The organism is Haliscomenobacter sp., from assembly GCF_965225875.1.
Lineage (GTDB): Bacteria > Bacteroidota > Bacteroidia > Chitinophagales > Saprospiraceae > Haliscomenobacter.
In genome coordinates this window covers 4,150,911-4,170,583 of sequence record NZ_CBDDBS010000002.1, presented here as the reverse complement: position 1 = coordinate 4,170,583, position 19,673 = coordinate 4,150,911, and the positions used below count along the sequence as shown (strand labels likewise).

Below are 19,673 nucleotides of genomic sequence, written 5' to 3'. Positions count from 1 at the left end.
TTGTTCTGCCAGGTGCTAATTTACCGTAGACCCGTTCTTTTTCAAAACATTGTAAAAAAAGAGAACATGGTAAGGCAAGGAATTTTGCCAATATTCCCAGGTATGTTCGCCAGGTCTTTCAATGTAATCGTGTGGCACCTGGTTGTACAACAGGCGTTGGTGTAGCTCCCGGTTTACATCAATCAAAAAGTCATCTACCCCACAATCAATTACAATAGCTAATCCATTTTTTTTGATGGCCTCTACCATATTGACTACGGAGTGTTTGGCAACGATTTCACTATTGGGATCAGGAGTGCCCAGGAGTTTTTGAAAGCGATCCCGCAAGGATTGGTAATAGGATTCACTGATGCGGAATTTGCTCCAGTTCATGTCCATCGCCCCACTCATCGTTCCGGCTGCGCAAAAGAGTTCAGGATGGCGAATGGAAAGGTACATTGCACCGTGCCCACCCATGGAAAGCCCCGAGATCACCCGGCCATTTTTATTGGCAATGGTCCGATAAGTGGCATCCACCTTAGGGATGACTTCATTGATGATATGGGTTTCAAATTTGCTTTCAGGGTTCACCGGGCTGTCCAGGTACCAACCATAAACTTCTCCCTCGGGCATTACGATGATCAGATTGTACTGGTCGGCCAGGTTTTTGACCAGCATTTTATCTGGAGTGGAAGTCAACCAATTGCGAAAATGCCCACTGGCACCGTGTAACAAATACAGGACTGGATAAGCTGCTTTATTTTTACTGTTGACATAGGAATCAGGCAACACCACTGCTGCTTTGTAGCTTTTGTTCATGGACGCGCTGGGTACTTCCAGGCTGTCGACTTTGGCGGCAAAAGCGGATAATCCAGCTAGATTAAAAATCAGCAAAAGGGCGAAACGATAATTTTTTGAGCACAGCATGATGGTAAAAATTTGATTAAACACGCTCTAAGCCAATGCAACAGTAGCCGGCCAGATTTCTCTTTAAATTGTTTTTGAACTTGAGTCCAAGCTCCAAGTCGGCATTAGTTTACCGTTACTCCGTGGCCTTTTAAAATCTTGTGGAAGAACAAGAGGTGATACGGCAAGGCATTCTCCCAATACCCCCAGGTATGTCCACCAGGTCTTTCGATGTAGTCATGCGGCACGTTGTTGTACACCAAACGTTGGTGCAACTCGCGATTGATGTCAACCAAAAAATCGTCTACGCCGCACTCAATGATGATCGGCAAAGCATTCTTTTTAATGGTTTCCACCATATTGACAATGGAGTTTTTAAAATAAACTTCATTCGTGGGGTCATCGCTGCCCATTAATTGCTGGAAACCATTTTTTAGGGACTTGGCAAAATCTTCATTGATCTTGAATTTGGTCCAGTTCATGTCCAAAGCGCCACTCATGGAGCCTGCTGCACAAAATAGCTCCGGGTGCCGGGTGGAAAGGTACATGGCTCCATGCCCTCCCATGGATAGGCCAGTGATTACGCGGCCTTTATTGCTGCGCACCGTACGGTAAGTGCCATCAATCTTGGGAATGACTTCTTTGATGATGTGGGTTTCAAATTTGCTACTTGGATTAACCGGGCTATCCAGATACCATGCAAAGGTTTCACCTTCGGGCATCACGATGATCAGGTTGTATTGATCAGCCAGGTTTTTGACTGTCATCTTATCCGGGGTGGAAGTCAGCCAGTCCCGGAAGTGGCCACCACCGCCGTGCAGCAGATACAACACTGGATAATTGGCTTTATTGGTGGCATATGAATTGGGCAGCACCACTGCTGCTTTGTAGGTTTTATTCATGGATGCGCTGGGGATTTCCAGGCTGTCGACTTTGGCGGCAAAGGCACAAAGGCTGGATAGAAAAAAGGCCGCCGAAAGTGCTAAACGGCAGTTTTTGAAGCGGAACATAGGTTTAAGATTTTGATCACTAAATATATGAGTGAAGAGTGACGAGTACATGAGTTAAAAGTTTAGAGGTGGGCTATCCCCGTAAACTTGGCAAGCCTACTCCAGCGGCATCAAAACCTCCATCCACAGCCAGAATTTGCCCGTTGATGTAAGCGGCAGCAGGACTACAAAGGAAATAAACCGCATCGGCAATTTCTGTAGTAGTGCCGTAACGCGCCAAAGGAATGGCGTCACTGTAAGAGGTTCGAATATCGGCACTGTGCACGAGCTTGGCCATTTCGGTTTCCACCGGGCCTGGGGCTATGGCGTTGGCACGTACCCCTCTGTTGCCATATTCCACCGCTTGCTGTTTGGTCAGGTGCATGATTGCCGCCTTGCTGGTGCCGTAGGCAATGCGCAGGGTACTGGCACGCACCCCGGAAATGCTGGCAATATTGACAATGCTTCCTTTTGCTTCCAACAAACCGGGTAGCGCAGCCTGAGTACACAAAAAAGTACCGTTCAGATTGGTCGACATCACCGCAGTCCAATCTTCAAAAGTCACTTGGTCGGCGGGTTTAAAAATGGCGATCCCGGCATTGTTGATCAGGGCGTGAATGGCGGGGAAGCGGCTGAGGATTTTTTGAAAAGTCGATTGAACCTGGCGTGGATTGGACACATCGCAAAACTCAAAGGAATAATTGCCTTTGCCTTTCAGGTTCGTTTTGCATTGTTGCAAGGTAGCTTTATCATTGTCCAAAAGGATAACATGGTAGTTTTCTGCCTGAAAACGATGAGCAATCTCCAGGCCAATGCCCCGGGCTGCACCAGTTACAACCGCTACTTGAGCAGAAGGAGTTGTGGACATAAGGTTGAGGTGTGTTGCGATGATGTAGTGAATGTTAGGGTGGCAAAATAGGAATAAACCGCCAAAATTTCACCTTCATGCATTGACTCAACTCAAACTCAAATGCTCAACCTGGGTACTGCCCAAAACTCAATATTTGCCCTGGCTTTTTGCCCAACGAATGTACATGCGCAGGCTTTCTTCCAAACGTTTCATCACGGCTTCTTTGGTCATCGTTTTGGCGTGTTGCAATTCGGTAGAATCTTTTGAGATTATTTCATCTTTCATCAGTTCTTTTTCTGTGTAGTAGAATTTAATGCGATCATCCTCAAAACTGATGGGCGCTACAAACAGCTCTTTTTCCTTTGCCCAATAATCCAATTCCTTGATTTCTGCCAAACTATAAAGGCGGTTTTGAAATTGGTCGCGAATGTCCCAAAGCACCTCTTTCCAATTCGGATGGTATTTTTGAAAAAGATCTTGCACAGCAGTTTTTACATTTGCATCCACAAAATAGGGGGCTTTTAATTCAGCCAATACCTTAGTGGCGTTGCTTGATTTTTCGGGGTTTTGCTCCAACCAATTCTGCTGTTCAGTGATGTATTGGTCTAGCACTTTTTCATTTCCTTCTTTTTCTCGTGTAAACTCGTGCAATAAGCTGATGAAAAAATTCAACTCAAGGGCTTGATGAAGGGCAAACCAGTCTTTTTTCTGCAATGCTTTTTCAATAGCTGGCTTTGTGTAAAACGTTTTTTCCACCTCATTTTTAAATCGATCTTTAATCAGCATTTTATAAAATAGCCATTCACCCTCCTGCTGTTCTTTTTCTGATAGGGATGAAAAAGTTGCTTTAGTGAAAAGCTTAAAAAAGCCTTTTTCCTCTTTAGTCCAAAGGGCTTGTTTTTCCAAATTCACCCAACCATATAAAGAAAAATCTGGATTTCCATGCGCAAATTGTTCCCACATTTGCTTCAACTGCGGGGCACTGATTGCTGGCTCGGGAGTTTCATCATATATTTTATCAATAACCGAATTTCGATCCGTATTGCTGTAATCCAAAATGGCAAAGCCAATCTTTTTATCTTCATCAAAAACACTAATTGGGAATTGCATGCTAAAATGGGTATCACTATACTTCCACGGCACATTTTCTTCAACATTCAGCCCTTCATCTTTGGAAATACGCATTACCATTCCCCGAATTTCTTTACTGGATAATTGATCGGGCAATCCAGTGCCAAACATCGCAGGCATATACGGAAGCCCGGTTTTATCAAAAGTAAAGGTATTGCCTACTTCTTGAATTACTCCCTCACAGGCAGTAGCCCCAAATATGCCCAAAGCCATTGCCCATTCCAACATCCGTTTTGAAAAAGGATAAGGCAAGGCCTGCGGATCATCCAAAGGGTTTGGATCGGTATACCTGGGGTATTTTGCCTTGTTGTACCGAAGTACGGGTTTGATTTCGAGTTGTTTTTTCATGGTTTATACCAGGTGTTCGAGGTAATCAATCATGGGATAAAGCGGGTTGTAGTGCTTGTGTAAAAACTGTGGGTTGCGCTTGCGCCAAAGGCGATTGGCCATGGCATCCACCAGTGGCATCAAAGTCCGTTCGTGGTAACAAACCACTGGGCTGGCTTGTGTGACAGTGCCCGTACTGGCAAAATTGATGCAGGAGCACCAACTGGCGCACCGCCCCTGCAAAGCGCAGCTGGTACAAGCATCCTTGGGTTTTTCGGAGCAACTGTGCAGATGTTGTCGGCAGTTCTCATCAAAACCACCGTGCAGCACATGTCCAATCATAAACTCTGGCAAGGTTTCGGTTGTCACAAACTGGATACAAGGATAAAGTGCCCCATCGGGAGCAATGGAAAATTGACGATGACCTAAATTGCAGCGCTCATCCTGCCCGGGCGGCGCCTGGCTATGCGAGCGAATACGTTCGTCAAAACAACTGAGGTAGAAGCGTTGATTTTGCTGCATTTTTTCCTCGTACCAATGGGCAAGTTTGTGGTAACTTTTTTCCAAGCGATGCATGTCTTCCATCGTCCAGTTGGCGCTGTAATCCAGGGTAAGGTTGAAATACCTGAATCCTTTTTGGTAGAGCCAGTCTATGGATTCCGCCGCATGGCCAGCAGAATAGGGCGTAAGTACGGTAGTGACACTCGCACATGGGTTGCTGCGCAACAAAATGGGAATGGCTTTTTCAATGGCTGCACTACTGCCTTTACCCGCTGCGTTGGGCCGTTGGGCATCCTGAATCTCCGGAACCCCATCCACACTCAAAGAAACATAAATGTCCCGTTGTGCCAAGGCCTGCATCATTGCCTCGGTCAATAAGGTGCCATTGGTGCTAATGCGAAAAGACAGGGTCATGCCTGGGGGTAATTTTTCCTGAAAGGAATCTGCCAGCCAAAACAAAAGCTCGGCTTCGATCAGGGGTTCACCACCAAAAAAAGTGATGTCCAGGAATTTTACCTGCGCCTTATAGGCTTCATCTAGTACGAATTGAAGGGATTTTAGCGCCACCTCCCTCGACATGGGGCGATGCACTTTTGTTCCGGTATAACAATAGATACAGCGCAAGTTGCACTGGTGCGTGAGGTGGAATGTGGCGGCAAGGGTTTGCGTCATAGCGGGATTTTGTATACCCTTTTAATGTGAAAGTATCATGTTAGTTACACTTTAGTTAACACCTGCCTGGAAATTTTGAAAAACTACCTTTTGGCTGAGTACAATCTATATCAGTCCGCCTTATACTACTATACTGCTTGTTTTTCCCTTGAATTTTAAAAACCAACAACATGCAACGCACCGAATTTTTGAAAAAAGGCATGGCGGCCCTGGGCGTAGCCTTCATCGTACCCTTGGCTAACTCTTGCAAAAAAGACTCCCTGGTGGACGAAGTCACCCCGGATGGTTCCAGCTCCAGTGGAACCTGCACCGTTTCCCCAACTGAAACGGCAGGCCCCTTCCCTACCAAGTCTCCAGCTACGCTGCAAATGGTGGACATCCGTTCAGATCGTACAGGCGTACCCCTGAGCGTCAAAATCAACATCAAAAACCTGAATGCGGGCTGTGAAGCCATGTCGGGCGCTATTGTCGACATCTGGCACTGCGACAAGGACGGCTACTACTCTGAATACGGCGGAACGGGCATGCAACAAGCCAATTTCACCACTGTTCACTTCTTGCGCGGGCGGCAGGTAACCGATGCCAATGGGCAAGTAGGTTTTACGAGTATTTTCCCCGGCTGGTATTCTGGGCGGGCGCCGCACATCCACGTTCACATCTACAATGCGAGTGGGAAGTCACTCCTGGTCACCCAGATTGCTTTCCCGACCAGCGTATGTGACACGGTTTATACCACTGCGACCAACTACTACACCCGTGGAAAACAGGATACCGCCAACGCCAGCGACAATGTTTTTTCGGATTCCCTGAGCCAGCAGATGTCCAGCGTAACCGGTAGTGTAGCCGCAGGTTATGAACTCACCCATACAATCGTTGTCAATGGATAAGTCATCAGCAACCATCTATCTGGCCGAGCAGCGTGGTATTACCCAAGCGGATCAATCATTTCGCAGTTGGCATACTTTCAACTATGGCGATTATCAAAATCCACACCGCGAAGCCCCCGGGGCTTTGCGGGCTTTTAATGAAGACACCTTGGCTGGAGGGCAACGGATGGTTCATCAGGCAGCTGAAGCTGTAGATATCCTACTTTTACCGCTGGTAGGTGGCATTACTGTAGCGGTTGACAACGGAAAATCCCAGCAATACGTGGAAGCAGGCAGCTTGTTGTCGCTGCATTTGTCGGCGGGGGATAAGTATATCGTTGAAAACCCATTTGAAGTAGATTTGGTGAGCTATCTCCACTTGGTTATACGTCGGACTACTTTAAAAACGGGTTTGGCACTGCACCCTTTCGACTTGGGACAGCATTCAAACAGGTTGCTGAAACTGGCTGAGGGGGCCAAGAGTTACCAGTGTTTGATAGGCCAGTTTGATGGGCGGTCCGAGTTGAATCAGGCCCTTGATGGTACTTTCAAACACAGTTATGTTTTTATCATCGATGGGGTTTTTGAAGTACAAAATCGTTTGTTGCATGCTCGAGATGGCCTGTTTTTATCACAAATACAGGAATTTGATTTTGAAGCGTTGGCCAACAACTCCATTGTTTTACTATTGAATTTATGCTGATTATTTGACCCGAAAATGTGTTTGCTTGACAAGAAAAGGGCTGTAAAGGGTTCATTTTCCTTTACAGCCCATTCATTGTTGTAACGCCTGATCGCTTTATGGCCAAAGCTAAAAAAACGTTAAAAAGTCACACCTATCCTGAAAAGTCCATAACTTGCGACCTTATTACTAATGCAATTTAGCCTGCTTCATGGTACATCCTGGGGTAGGCATTTTCATTTATAACCACATTGAGGGAATGTGCTTAGGCGGTCTGTAGCTTCTGATTGCTGCTGATAGCCAGACTGTAGATGACCAACCCGAAGCCGATTTTATTGACCGCATCCCCAATATTGTAGATCAAATCCATGGCTTGGATAGGAAGTACTCCACTCAGCAATCCACCATCAATGGCCATGTAACCGATTGGATAAATAGCCCAACCTGCAAAAATGAACCATCCAAGGATTTTCATTGCAGTTTGTAGGTTTGCGTCAGCTGAGCTGTTTGCCAATTTTCTGGCGCCACCAAACCATACGTCATAAGCAATGAACGCATAACCAATAGTAGAAATAGCTCCCCAGATAGCCGACTGGCTACGGAATACGGTTTCGCCCAGATAACCGGTTACCAGCATCCACAATGACCAGAAGATCATTCGCCACATCAGGCTTTGCTTAGCGCCGTAAGGCTTCAGGATGAGGTAAAATTCGACGCACATCAGTGGCACTGTCAAAATCCAGTCGATGTACCGAAACTCAGTTGGTGAAGTTTGATTCTCGGCCCAAAAACTACGCATGTAAAAATAATGCGCAGCAGCGATTCCGGTAATAAGTGCAGATACAAGCAGGGAGTCTTTCCACTTACCTTCCACTCGGGTCATTTGGACGAAGAAAAAAACGGTTGAGGCCAGCATGGCCATTGAACCGATGAAAAAAGTAAAGCCGACGTAATCGCCAGGCTGCAATTGAGCCAAAAAAAATGGCTGAAAGTTGTTGATTACTAATGCATTCATGATGTATAAGGTTTATTAAAGGTACAATGTATGTTTAACGGAGGACCACCAGTTATGTTCAAAATATTCAGAACTTTCAATAAAAATAAAAAAATAATTAACTAATCTAATGCCCTTGCGCTCCCTGCTCCATCCGTAGTTTGTTTAACTCCGTAGAGCATTTCGATAAGAAGTAAGTGAGGCAAGGTAACCAAGGACAAAAAGATGAACAGGATTCCCCAGGCTGAATCCAACTGAATGGAGTTGGAATACCAAATCATCATCAACAGTCCAAAGATGGCGAGTCCAGTATAAGGTAGTGCCGCTTTGATGTAATCTCTAAGCCGAAACCTAGGCTTTTGTAGTTTAAAAAAAGCAATTTGATCTTGGATTGAGCTCAGCGCATGCCAAGCAGAAAAATACAGGGCGAATCCCAATAAAGTGGCGTGGACAGAAAAAGGACAAGCAAGATGAATGCGTTTAAAACCTCTGCCCAAACTTCCTGCTTGGTCAATTTCCCCCCCAACCAAAGCAAAATGATTGAGCCCAAATTGATGATTGTAATCAATCCAATACCTCCGTTTAAAAACTGGGCTGGTACCTGGGGAAGGGTCCACTGAATGATCGATTCAACAATGGGTTGGGCAATCTCAAAATGAGCTAGAATGGGTACAAAGAGTACAAAAGCCCCATAAACCAAATAAAGCGGAACTTGAAACCCGGCTTTTAGGCTTAAATAGTTCCAATTGGACTGCCCAAAATGGTACATGGAGGTTATAAAAAAAATCAGTAAACTGAAGACTGGACTCAACCACCATATTAAGGCATAAATCAGCATCAAGCCCAAATAAGCACCATAAAAACCCAGCATAGCCGGCTTTCCCCCTTTTTGCTGAAGTAATTCATGAAAGATTCGGTGATCGGTTGCACCATGAGGTATCCCCAGGCCTACGATCAGGAACAATGCCAGAAAGAGGCTCAAGTTATCAGCCAAAGCCGGCAACAGAATTACAATGGCAGCCAGCAATAAACTAAACAAACGCAACCAAAAATAAAGATGAGGGTAGCGTGCAGTCATATTCGAACAGGATTTGGAGGTGATGCTGCGAATTTATTCGTGCCGAGATAAGATGCCCAAATAGCATGTAGGAAAGGAACAGGTGGTAAACTGGCCAAAATTCCGATCTCTTCACCCAGGTGAGTATCTTCATCTAAAAATTTGAGGATATGGGGAAAGTCGATCTGCTGAAATAATTTACCAAAAATGGAGGCGCCCAAATTCCCTCGATGGGTAAGGATATGCAACAACAATTGATCGTAGAATTCGAATCGTTTGGAACGGTAGCGTCTAGGATCTGGTCTTCCCTGGCCGACCAATTGTTGCGCAAGTTGTTTGGCTTGTTCCTGGATCCGCGCAAAAGCGTAGCCTGTTGATGGTTTTACTGCTCCGCCAGTAGTACCGATTTGGAAGATATGGCTTTGCTTTTTTGCGGACTTAGATTCAATGATTTGCATAGGAATTACGCCGAATTCTTTTTCGAGAACTACCCATTGTTCAATTTTTAGTGTGCTATTTAGGTATTCTTCGAGCGCCGCTGCATAGGCTTTTTCGCTCAATAACTGGGTTGAAAAAACGGTGAACTCTACCAATGCTCGCCGACTAGAGGTAGGCAGTACATAGCAGAAACGAGTATCGTTGCGCTGGGGAACTCTAAAATCCATGATGGAGGCACACCCCGGGTCAAAACAATCCTCGGCTGTTTCTATCCAATATCCTGCAAAATGCTGTTTAAGCTTATGCCCGGGCTCAGCGATTGTCGAAACTTTGGGAATGCTGGAGAACACCAATTCAGCTGAAAAAATGGCATTTTCAGTTCTTACAATCGCACCTGTTTCAGCATCTTCAATGCTAGTGATATCGGCTTGATGGCAGATAACGTTGGGTGCAAGGGCGAGTCTTTGTTGGATAAAACGGTAGAAATCAGCAGAGCGAAGCAAACAATAGCGGTAAGGATCAATTGATTGAATCCTTTGCAAATTATGATTGGCAAACTTTAAAGACTGCCATTGATGGGTAAACAAGGAGTCGAATGGTGTTGGCGACTTGCTCCACCAACACCATGTACGGTCATTATTGGACTTCTGTTCGCGGTCCAATATCAGGATATCGCCCCGGTAACCTTCGTCCACTAAATAGTAGGCAAGGCTCAAACCTGAGCAACCTCCTCCTGCGATAATGCAATCGAAGTGTTGTTTCATTTTATTACTAATGCAATTGCGTATAAGACAAGATAAACCAAGAAAGGTTTAGGCTTTGGAATGATACTTTGAAAACACAAATGGAATCCGAATCATTAACTAAAAATCTGATTCTGAATTGAGAAGAAAAAAGGCCAGTCTCGGTATAGAGACTGGCCAAAGCGCACTAAAATACGACTTAGTATGACGCAAAAAATTACTTCCCGATTTTTTTAGAGGCTTTTGAATTGGAAGCTCACTTGAAATGAAGCGTTCGACTTCCTATTCAAAACCCAAATCGGGAAGTTAATTTTTCTGCGTTGCTAAGTTAAATCGAAAAAATTATGGCAACAATACCCGATCAATCACGTGCACTACGCCATTTGTTGCCAGCAGGTTCGCGATGCTAACATTCGAAGCATTGGCTCCGTTGCCATTACCCAGTACACTTACCGCTCCTTCTACAATTCTTACTTTGGCTTTTCCACCTTGCGCGGTAGTCAATTCTGCACCATTGGTCAGGTTGGTAGAGAAAGCTCTAGCCGCAACCACGTGGTAGGTAAGAATATTTGCCAGCGTTGATGGATCAGCGGCTTCGATGGATGCAATCGTTGGAAAGCCAGCCGCCTGGAATGCAGCGTTGGTGGGTGCAAATACAGTCAGGGGACCAGCTGCCGTAAGGGCATTGACCACTCCGCTACCCGCACGAGTTACCGCAGCCACCAGGTAACTCAAGTTTGCATTGGCCGAAGCCAAACCTACTATGTTTACTGATGGGGGAAGAATCACCGCGTTGATCACATGGATCACTCCATTGGAAGCACTGACATCTGCCTGGGTTACCGTGGCACCGTTGATGGATACACCAGCAGCGTTTTTGGTAATAAAAGCATCCACATTACTCAACATTTTGGTCGCCTGATTGTCTCCTACCTGAATGGCAGCTGCATTGATCTTGCTGCCAATTACATGGTACTGCAACACGGCCTGCAGAGTAGCTACTGGTGTATTGTTGATGGCGTCAACGTTTGCAAAACCAGCTGCACGGAAAGCCGCATCGGTTGGAGCAAATACCGTCAAGCTGCCAGTGCTCAATGCATCGGCCAATCCGGCGCGTACCACTGCCGCCTCTAGCAAGGTAAAATCGGCTCCATCCACCACAATTTGGGTGATGGTTTTGGCATCTGCTCCATCGTCATCTTTGTCGTCACAAGCGGTGGTCAGGGCCAAGGCAAGAACACTGAGTAGGGTCATCATTAAACTACGCATGGGGAACATCAAAAATTTGGTTTTCATAATTTGATTCATTTTGGTTGATAAGTTAGGAAGTATGAAATCAGGAATAGAAACGTGGTTTTTATTGCTATGTTTATAAAAAATGATTCAAGAATAAAGGCTTGTCTAATTCTTTACATTAGACTGTTATTTTCCCCTTTTGCGTGAACAAATTCGATACCCGACTTAAAAATCTGCTTTAATCGTTTCTAAAAACACCCTTAAACTTTGTAACTAAATCCCAAAATAATGTAACAAAACCCTGTTAATCAAGGCCTAATTTTGCTGTATCAAAAATCAAAAGCCATGCAGCACCATCAAACTACGCATCATCAGCACGACCACCACATGCACCATCAGCATCAGGTGGAACAGTCCAATACTGAGCAAAAGGGTGATTTCAAGCTAGCCGTCTCCGCTACACTTCACTGCTTATTGGGTTGTGGATTAGGAGAAGTATTGGGAATGGTCATTGGCAATTTGTTGAACCTCTCGATGCTTTACACCACCATTTTAGCCATTATCCTAGGCTTCATTTTGGGTTTTGCATTGGGTATTGTTCCACTGTTGCGCAAAGGCCTGAGCGTAATGGAAGCTTTCAAAATTGTTTTTATTGCCGAAGGCCTGAGTATCCTGGTGATGGAGTTTTTTGAGGTAGGTACCCAGTGGGTCATACCTGGCGTCATGGAGGCGGGCCTGAGCAGCATCCTATTTTGGGTGGGGATGACGGCCAGTCTAATTGTGGGCTTTGTGGCAGCACTTCCAGTGAATTATTACCTAATCAAAAAAGGGGTAAGGCATCAACACTGATGCCCTACCCCTTTTGTTTCCGTTTATGATACCTTTAGTAGCATCACAAAGCACTAGGGCTGTCGTGCAGCCTGACGAGCCAGCAATTTCCAGTCTGGCCCAACCTTTTGCCAGATTTGCAACACAAACAGTTTCACCGAGCCCGGCTTGCCTCCATCATTGATGTCACCAGCTAGTTTGTGGCGCACAATGGCCGTTTTGCCCGCTATTTTGATGCTCTGCTCCGTCAGTTCCATGGTGATGAAGTCAGATTCACCAGTAGAAATTGACTTGACCAACATCGCTTTGTCTTCAATTTTACCATTGGAATGTCCATAGCTCAACTCAGGAGCAAGAATGGCTTCCAGACCTGCTTTGTCCGCATCAAGCATGGCTTTGCGCCAGACTAAAACGGCATCAGCCACTTGTTGCTCTGCTTTGGACTGCGCAAAACTGCTGCCGGCCATCGCCAGCAAAAAGAGCAAGAGAATTGATTTTTTCATTTTTAGGTATTGTTTATAGTTTTTAAGGTAATGCATAAGCTACGTACTGATTGCCCTTTGGTGTACCCAATTTGGTGCCTCCACAGGCCAGCACAATGTACTGTTTACCATCGATTGAGTAAGTAGCCGGAGTAGCGAAAGCTGCAGCAGGCAGCTTGGTTTCCCAAAGTACCTTGCCCGATCTTTTATCAAATGCCCGGAACATACCGTCTTTGGTTGCAGCAATAAAAAGTAGACCACTCGCAGTCACCACCGGGCCGCCGTAGTTTTCCACCCCGGTGTTGCGGATTCCTTTTGCGATCAGAGTGGGCTCTTCGCCAAAAGGTACTTGCCAGAGGTATTCCCCGGTATTCAGGTTGATGGCGCTGAGTTGTCCCCAGGGTGGGCTGATGGCTGGAAGCCCTTTGCTGTCGAGGAATTTGTTGTAACCGGTGCTGTAAAAAGGCAATTGGACGGGTTTTGATGCTCCGGCTACAGCACCTACTTCTTTTTTCTCGTCCCCAAACAGATAGGCAACCAAGGCTTGTTTTTCAGCGTTCGAAAGTGCTGGAAAGCCCGGCATCATGCCCTTACCCGCGGTAACGATTTGGGTAACGAATTCCTTGTCCCGTTTTTTTCCAATGTCCACTAAAGTAGGGAAACCACTTTTGGCATTGCCTTTGCGGTCGGTACCGTGGCAAGAAGCACAAGTGTTCAGATATACCCTTTCGCCGGGACTGGCATTCGCCAGCAAATCGGTAGCGGGTGGTTTCATGGTCAAAATCCAGGCCATTTCGTTGCTGTTGACGTAGAGGGTACCCTCTGGGTCGGCAGCTGCACCACCCCACTCTGCACCACCATCGTAGCCGGGAAAAATCACCGTGCCTTCGATACTGGGTGGATCGTAAAAGCCAGTTTTGTACTTGCGAAAATTCTGCTTCAATTCCTCGCGGTTTTCCGCATAAGGGCTGATGTCGTTTTCGGTCAGTGCATTGGATTGCCGGGCGTAGGGAAGGGGAAGTGTAGGCATTGGTTGGGTTTTCCAAAGTTTTTCACCCTTCAAACCCACCGTAGGCACGGGTACTTCTTTGATTGGATAAATGGGTTTGCCCGTAACCCGGTCAAATACAAATACAAAACCCTGCTTGGTCACCTGCGTTACCACGTCGATGGATTTTCCATCTTTTTGCAAAGTCATCAAGTTGGGAGGAGCAGGCATGTCTCTATCCCAAACGTCGTGATGGGTAGTTTGGAAATGCCAGAGACGCTTGCCCGTGCGGGCATCCAGGGCCAGGAGGCAATTGGCAAACAGGTTTTGCCCTTTGCGGTTGCCGCCATAAAAGTCGTAGCCAGCCGAGCCAGTCGGCACATACAAAATGCCTCGTTTGCGATCCACTGCCATACCCGACCAATTGTTGGCCGCACCCGTATAGGTATTGAGGTAGGCGTCTTTGGGGAAAGTTTTGTAGCCATATTCCCCCGGATAAGGGATGGTGTGAAAGGTCCAGGCCAACTTGCCCGTGCGTACATTGAAAGCCCGAATGTCACCAGGGGCGGCGTCGGAGCCCTCGGAAAGCCGAACGGGCATCACAATCAAGTCTTCAAAAATGGTACCCGGGGTATTGGAAATGATGAATTTTTTCTGCGCAACTGCGGGCAACCCAGTGTGTAAATCGACTTTACCTTGGTCGCCAAAGCTGGTGATGGGTTTACCCGTTTTGGCATCCAAGGCCCAGAGATTGGGCCCGGCGGTGTACAAAATGCGCTGCTCTTTTCCATCCGTCCAATAGGCTACGCCCCGACTGGTGCTGGACCAATCTTTTAAAGGGTCGCCAAAACGCCAGAGCTGTTTCCCGGTAGCAGCGTTGAGTGCAAAGGCTTGTACACTGGCACTTACGCCATACAACACACCATCGATCACGAGTGGATTGACTTGCATTTGCCCGGAGTCAGGCAAGGAGTAACGCCAGGCGATTTTGAGTTGGTCGACATTGCTGGGCGTGATGTCAACGAGTTCGGAGTAATGGTTGCGGTCGGGGCCGCCAAGGTATTCGGGCCAATCTGAATCAGTGGGATCAGTGTCCGCATTGTTCCAGGCCAGGATACTCAAAAAGAGTAGCCCAAATAGAGAAAAGATAGCCAATCGTTTCATAGCGCTTGCTTGCGAATTGATGAAGAGAGCTGGCTAAAATAGCAATTTTTGCTTGAGAGGCTAGAATTTTAATCTTTTGTGCTAAAATCTAATTAGAGCACTCGAAAGCCCAATGGTACATCATTCCTTAGGTGATTTCTTTAGTGTCTTAGGTTTCTTAGGTGGTGAATTAATACCCTGCTTCGCAGGTTTTCTCTTTTCACCACCTAAGAAACCTAAGGCACTAAAGAAATCACCTAAGAAATCTTAAAGCAAAGTCTTAAACTCCTTACTCACCTGCTCCCCCGGAAAATAGACCCGTTCCAAAAACAAACCAGCTGGCGGCGCGGTGTATTGAGCAGGCTCCTGACTAGGCGCTTCGAGCCATTCTTTAAATTTAGCAGGATCCATTCGGCCAGTACCCACTTCTACCAGGCAGCCCACGACCCGGCGCACCATTTTCCACAAAAAATGGGAAGCTACGATGTGTACAATGATCATGTCACCTTTTTCCACCACCTTGAGTTGTTGCAACTCCACTTTAGAGCTTTTTTCGGTCCCTTTTTCATTGGAGAAGGACTTGAAGTCGTGGAAACCCACCAGGTGTGCAGCGGCCTGATTCATCTTTTCGACATCCAAAGGATCTTTGACCCACCACATGAAGTGTTTGCCAAAAGCGTTGCGGCGGCGTGAGATTTGGTAGATGTAGCTGCGTGCAATGGCGTCATGGCGGGCATGGAATTTTGGAGACACAGAATCCACACTAATGATGTTGACATCGTGGGGCAGCAGGTCGTTCATTTTTTGCCGGATCAAGCGCACGGGCATTTTGGAGTTCACGTCCAGGTGCGCCACTTGCCCTAGGGCGTGTACCCCCGCGTCGGTGCGCCCGGAGCCATATACTTCTACCTTGTCGGTTTCAAATACTGTTTTGGCAGCTTTGATCAATAAGCCCTGAATGGAACGGGCATCTTCCTGGACTTGCCAACCTTTAAAGCGGCCGCCATCGTATTCTATCGTCAGTTTAAACTTTCCCATACTGCAAAAATGGGGCGGGATTTAGAGCTTTTACAGCATTTTCGCATTTTTTTACAAACAGCTTTTAAAAATCTGCATGCCCCGTTCCATTTCCTCTTCATTTGCGGAAGCAAAACCCAGGCGGGTTACATTCAAATCGGGGGTATAATTGGAGGCGTCGGGAATGTACAAGCCTTTTTGCAGCAACTTTTCGCGGATTTTGCGCAAGGGGAATTCGGGATCAAATTGCGCCCAAACCGCCATACCACCCCTGGGTTTTTCAAACTCAACAATTGACCCTAATTCCTGCTTTAGCATTTCGCAAAACAAGTTGCGCCGCTGTTGATAGGTCTTTTGCGCTTTTTTGAGGTGCCGTTTCATTTCTCCGTCCCGAAAAAGCGTTGCGGTAGCCGCTTCCAATAAATTGTCGCCTTGCCGATCCAGAATGCGGCGCAAACGGGCCAGATTTTCAATCACTTCACTGGATGCGGCCACGTAACCAATGCGTAGGGAGGGAGAAAAGGCTTTGCACAAGGAGCCTACGTACACCACATGCCCGCCCGTGTCGGCACCCGCGAGGGGGAGAATTGGGTTGCTGTTGTAGTGAAAATCGTAGTCGTAATCATCCTCCAGGATACAAAAATGGTATTGCTGGGCCAGTTGCAGAAGGCGCAGGCGGCGCTCAGCGGGCATGGTCACCGTGGTTGGATAGTGGTGGTGCGGAGTGACATAAACGAGGCGTACTTGCTGTTGCTGACACAATTGTTCGATGGCTTGTACATCTATCCCCTGTTCGTCTACCGGGACTTTCAGCAGTTTAGCCCCTTGGCGCTGAAAAATCAGGTTGGCCGAACCGTATGAAATTTTTCCAACCACGACCACATCCTGCGCCTGCACCAGCAACTGAGCGGTGAGGTAAATGGCCATGGTACTGCCACGGGTGATCAGCACATTGTCCAATTCGATGGGCAAGCCACGGGTTTCGCGCAAGTATTTGGTCATCTGCGTCCGCAACGACAACTCGCCCAGGGTATCGCCATAAAAGAATAAATTCTTGCGGTAGCCTTGCTGAAGCGCTGTGCGATAGGCGCGGTTGAGGGCATCCCAGGGAGCAAGGCGCACATCGGGGAACCCATCATCAAAGGCCAGGCTGTTGCTACCGCGCAAAATGGGTCTACCCAGACTTGGATCAACGTGAAAAGAAAATCCAGCTTTTACCTTGGGGTTGGTGTCCGGGCTGGAGTTTGGGTTGAGCTGTTGAACCTTAATTTCGGGTAGTTTTTGACTCACAAAAGTCCCCTTGGCCGCCTGGGTTTCGATCCAGCCTTGGGCCAATAACTCATCGTAAGCGGCGACTACTGTTTGCCGATGCACCCCCAAAACCTCCGCCAAGGCGCGCGTCCCCGGCAATTGCGCCCCAGCCGGAATAGTGCCTTTGCGGATTTGCTCCGCCAGACTGTTGGAGATTTGGATAAACACCGGAGCTTTAACTCCTTTATCGATGTGGATGAGAGTAGCAAAGGGCAGCATGTTGGTAATGGTCTGTTTCCGCCAAAAATACAAATCTGGACCATTGATTTTTTACAAACTGGCCATTTACAATAGTCCTTTTTGCGCTATTTTTGTTCAAAATGAATGGATCATGGCCTCTCATAACGAAAATCACCAACCTGCATTAGCCGACACCCCCAAACCGCCTTATTATGCCGTCATTTTCAGCACCACCCGAACCGAAGGCGACAATGGCTATGGCGAAATGGCGGAAAAAATGGCACAATTGGCGGCCACTATGCCTGGCTACCTGGGGGCCGAAAGCGCCCGGAATGAAATTGGCATCACCGTGTCGTATTGGAAAGACCTAGAAAGCATCAAAAACTGGAAATACCAAATGGAACACGTAGAAGCCCGGGATCTGGGACGGGAGGTATGGTACCAGTCGTATCGCTTAAGGATTGCGAAGGTGGAACGGGATTATGGGTTTGAGAAGCGGTAAGGGAAATGCACGATCTGAAACCCCTCCCCAAAAGTAGAGACGAACGGCCGTGCTTCTCTACAATCCGGAGGTAAAGCAGCGAAATAGTGCTTTGCTCAACCTCCCCGAAGGTCTGAAACCTTCGGGGAGGGGTTCTAGATTTGTACATAAGTCATGGATTTTTTCACATCTCTCCTCACTTTCTCCTCCAAATTCCCTATTCTTGCCTAAGAATCTCAAGCATTTATGGCCAACACAGCCCAGCGGGCCACTATTTTTGATACAATAATGGAATCCCTGTTGCTCTTGGCAGCAGCAGTCATCCTGGCTTTTGCCTGCCTGATGGGCACCAAAATTGTGCCTTACTTCAGTTTTAATCCCCTCCAGGATTTTTTGGGTACCAAAACCGACCATGTTTTGGCCAAGCCCCTTTTTCAGGTTTCTTTTTACATCCACATTGCCAGTAGTTGGGTGGTGATGACTACGGGTGCCCTGCAACTCATTCCGGCAGTGTACCGCAATTGGCCCAAATTTCACCGATGGACGGGGCGGATTTATGCTGCGGTTATTCTGGTACTGGCCTGCCCTTCGGGCCTGGGACTAGCCATTTATGCCAATGGCGGTTTGGCGGCCAAAGTTGGTTTCTCCCTACAATGTGTGGCCTGGTGGTTTTTGACCCTGCAGGCCTGGCGTTATGCCCGCCTGCGGCAATGGGAAAAACACGCCAATGCCGTACTGCGCAGCCTGGCGGTTACCATTGCGGCCATGAGCCTGCGCACTGAAAGTTATTTTATGTTTTACTACCTGGGCACCAAACCCATTGAGACTTACCTGACGGTGACCTGGCTTTCCTGGGTAGGCAACCTCTTTATTGCCGAAATCTTGATTTTTTGGGGCTGGGGCCCCTATATGATCAAAAGAATGTTCCCTCCGACATCGTTATACCATAAAACAAACTAAAAATGAAAAAACACCTTTCTCAATTGACCTTCTTTGCAGCAGCCTTTGTGCTCTGCTTGTTTGGTTTGATGCAGTGCACCCAGAAGGCTGCCCAACAAACTGTAAAGGAAACCGAACCCACTCCACTGGTAACACACGCGGAAGGGGCAGATACCTTGCGAGATGAGAGCATTACTGAGAACGAAGTGAAGCCTATTAAGCTGAAATGGCTCAATTCGGCGGGCATGCACGGATTGTTGGATACCCTGGATTTGTCGGACATTGTGGCTAGCCACGACTGGGCGGAACTGGGCTTCTATGGCGAAGACCGTTACAAAATCGAGTTCTATTTCTCCAAAGTGACCAAGGATGAAAAAGATCCTTTCCTCTACCACGTTGTAGGCAAAAACCGCCATAAGAAGGTGATTTCTGAATTTAAAGGCACTTTCCGCATCGATAGTTTGGCACAAGTTACCGACCCCAACCTTGATACCGAGGAAGTTGGCGATATGGGGGTACAACGCATCTATTCTGCCAACGGTAAATTCACCCTGGCCGAAGACAGCCTGAAAAAATACTCTGGCCGTTTTACTGGAAAGATGCAAATGGATTTTGGGGCTTACGATAAGGCACCTATCGAACTCTGGTATTTCTCCGAAACCCCCAATAAGGGCAGCGGCATCCGTTACGACGGTACCTGGACGAGCTATAAAACCGGCAAATCCAAACCCGTAATTTGGTCCAAAGACCTCTTCCGCTTTGCCAACGACATCCTCGAAGAATTCTCCATCGGCGAACGCGATGTGGAAATCAACGAAAAATACCGCAAGCTCGGTTGGGATAACTTTTGGGAAAATGAAGAATGGTGGGCTGAGTCGAAGAAGGTGACGATGTAAGCGATCAGAAATCAGCTATCAGCAATGAGCTATCAGC

The 19,673-nt window shown here is 47.1% G+C and carries 19 protein-coding genes; 6 read left to right on the top strand and 13 right to left on the bottom strand.

From position 1 onward, the window contains the following. Window positions 1–15 precede the first annotated feature (15 nt). The 5 genes from ACO08K_RS19010 to ACO08K_RS18990 all read right to left on the bottom strand — a co-directional run bounded on the left by ACO08K_RS19010 (window position 16) and on the right by ACO08K_RS18990 (window position 5,355). Window positions 16–906, bottom strand: coding sequence for an alpha/beta hydrolase (locus ACO08K_RS19010; RefSeq protein ID WP_421797995.1), 891 nt, complete (start codon window positions 904–906; stop codon window positions 16–18). 104 nt (window positions 907–1,010) lie between these two features. Next, window positions 1,011–1,895 carry an alpha/beta hydrolase gene (locus ACO08K_RS19005; protein WP_421797994.1) on the bottom strand — a complete coding sequence of 295 codons (885 nt, stop codon included), beginning with the start codon at window positions 1,893–1,895 and terminating at the stop codon, window positions 1,011–1,013. Window positions 1,896–1,968: 73 nt separating this feature from the next. Continuing rightward, on the bottom strand, window positions 1,969–2,742 hold the full coding sequence (locus ACO08K_RS19000) for an SDR family NAD(P)-dependent oxidoreductase (RefSeq protein ID WP_421797993.1): 774 nt from the start codon (window positions 2,740–2,742) through the stop codon (window positions 1,969–1,971). 129 nt (window positions 2,743–2,871) lie between these two features. Next, complete coding sequence (locus ACO08K_RS18995; protein ID WP_421797992.1) at window positions 2,872–4,203, bottom strand: hypothetical protein; 1,332 nt, start codon at window positions 4,201–4,203, stop codon at window positions 2,872–2,874. Between the two features lie 3 nt (window positions 4,204–4,206). Then, complete coding sequence (locus ACO08K_RS18990; RefSeq protein WP_421797991.1) at window positions 4,207–5,355, bottom strand: radical SAM protein; 1,149 nt, start codon at window positions 5,353–5,355, stop codon at window positions 4,207–4,209. A 170-nt stretch (window positions 5,356–5,525) separates the two neighbouring features. On the opposite strand from ACO08K_RS18990, the gene ACO08K_RS18985 reads away from it, so the two are divergent. Beyond that, a complete protein-coding gene (locus ACO08K_RS18985) occupies window positions 5,526–6,242 on the top strand; it encodes an intradiol ring-cleavage dioxygenase (protein ID WP_421797990.1) in 717 nt (238 codons plus the stop codon). Continuing rightward, window positions 6,235–6,924 (top strand): hypothetical protein, encoded by a 690-nt coding sequence (locus tag ACO08K_RS18980; RefSeq protein ID WP_421797989.1) that lies wholly within the window; start codon window positions 6,235–6,237, stop codon window positions 6,922–6,924. The genes ACO08K_RS18985 and ACO08K_RS18980 overlap by 8 nt, the downstream gene beginning before the upstream one ends. Before the next feature lie 244 nt (window positions 6,925–7,168). Here the strand turns inward: ACO08K_RS18980 and ACO08K_RS18975 are convergent, their stop codons facing one another. The 4 genes from ACO08K_RS18975 to ACO08K_RS18960 all read right to left on the bottom strand — a co-directional run bounded on the left by ACO08K_RS18975 (window position 7,169) and on the right by ACO08K_RS18960 (window position 11,431). Continuing rightward, complete coding sequence (locus ACO08K_RS18975; RefSeq protein WP_421797988.1) at window positions 7,169–7,918, bottom strand: bacteriorhodopsin-like; 750 nt, start codon at window positions 7,916–7,918, stop codon at window positions 7,169–7,171. 376 nt (window positions 7,919–8,294) lie between these two features. Beyond that, complete coding sequence (locus ACO08K_RS18970) at window positions 8,295–8,975, bottom strand: Brp/Blh family beta-carotene 15,15'-dioxygenase (RefSeq protein WP_421797987.1); 681 nt, start codon at window positions 8,973–8,975, stop codon at window positions 8,295–8,297. Further along, window positions 8,972–10,156: a lycopene cyclase family protein gene (locus ACO08K_RS18965; RefSeq protein ID WP_421797986.1), complete on the bottom strand. Its 1,185-nt coding sequence runs from the start codon at window positions 10,154–10,156 to the stop codon at window positions 8,972–8,974. Before ACO08K_RS18965 ends, ACO08K_RS18970 begins: the two co-directional genes overlap by 4 nt. A 321-nt stretch (window positions 10,157–10,477) precedes the next feature. Further along, a complete protein-coding gene (locus ACO08K_RS18960; RefSeq protein WP_421797985.1) occupies window positions 10,478–11,431 on the bottom strand; it encodes a fasciclin domain-containing protein in 954 nt (317 codons plus the stop codon). A 285-nt stretch (window positions 11,432–11,716) separates the two neighbouring features. On the opposite strand from ACO08K_RS18960, the gene ACO08K_RS18955 reads away from it, so the two are divergent. Further along, window positions 11,717–12,220 carry a DUF4396 domain-containing protein gene (locus ACO08K_RS18955; protein WP_421797984.1) on the top strand — a complete coding sequence of 168 codons (504 nt, stop codon included), beginning with the start codon at window positions 11,717–11,719 and terminating at the stop codon, window positions 12,218–12,220. 53 nt (window positions 12,221–12,273) lie between these two features. Here ACO08K_RS18955 and ACO08K_RS18950 read toward each other — a convergent pair whose 3' ends face one another. The 4 genes from ACO08K_RS18950 to ACO08K_RS18935 form a co-directional block, all read right to left on the bottom strand. Then, complete coding sequence (locus ACO08K_RS18950; RefSeq protein WP_421797983.1) at window positions 12,274–12,702, bottom strand: nuclear transport factor 2 family protein; 429 nt, start codon at window positions 12,700–12,702, stop codon at window positions 12,274–12,276. Window positions 12,703–12,724: 22 nt separating this feature from the next. Next, window positions 12,725–14,833, bottom strand: a complete 2,109-nt coding sequence (locus ACO08K_RS18945; RefSeq protein ID WP_421797982.1) for a PQQ-binding-like beta-propeller repeat protein — start codon at window positions 14,831–14,833, stop codon at window positions 12,725–12,727. 246 nt (window positions 14,834–15,079) lie between these two features. Then, a complete protein-coding gene (truA, locus tag ACO08K_RS18940; RefSeq protein ID WP_421797981.1) occupies window positions 15,080–15,850 on the bottom strand; it encodes a tRNA pseudouridine(38-40) synthase TruA in 771 nt (256 codons plus the stop codon). 51 nt (window positions 15,851–15,901) lie between these two features. Then, window positions 15,902–17,359 (bottom strand): PLP-dependent aminotransferase family protein, encoded by a 1,458-nt coding sequence (locus tag ACO08K_RS18935; protein ID WP_421797980.1) that lies wholly within the window; start codon window positions 17,357–17,359, stop codon window positions 15,902–15,904. Window positions 17,360–17,471: 112 nt separating this feature from the next. Between ACO08K_RS18935 and ACO08K_RS18930 the strand changes: the two genes are divergently transcribed. From ACO08K_RS18930 to ACO08K_RS18920, 3 genes are all read left to right on the top strand, one after another. Continuing rightward, window positions 17,472–17,822 (top strand): antibiotic biosynthesis monooxygenase family protein, encoded by a 351-nt coding sequence (locus tag ACO08K_RS18930; RefSeq protein ID WP_421797979.1) that lies wholly within the window; start codon window positions 17,472–17,474, stop codon window positions 17,820–17,822. A 225-nt stretch (window positions 17,823–18,047) separates the two neighbouring features. Continuing rightward, window positions 18,048–18,761, top strand: coding sequence for a DUF2306 domain-containing protein (locus ACO08K_RS18925; protein ID WP_421797978.1), 714 nt, complete (start codon window positions 18,048–18,050; stop codon window positions 18,759–18,761). Window positions 18,762–18,763: 2 nt separating this feature from the next. After that, complete coding sequence (locus ACO08K_RS18920; RefSeq protein WP_421797977.1) at window positions 18,764–19,636, top strand: hypothetical protein; 873 nt, start codon at window positions 18,764–18,766, stop codon at window positions 19,634–19,636. Window positions 19,637–19,673: the final 37 nt, after the last annotated feature.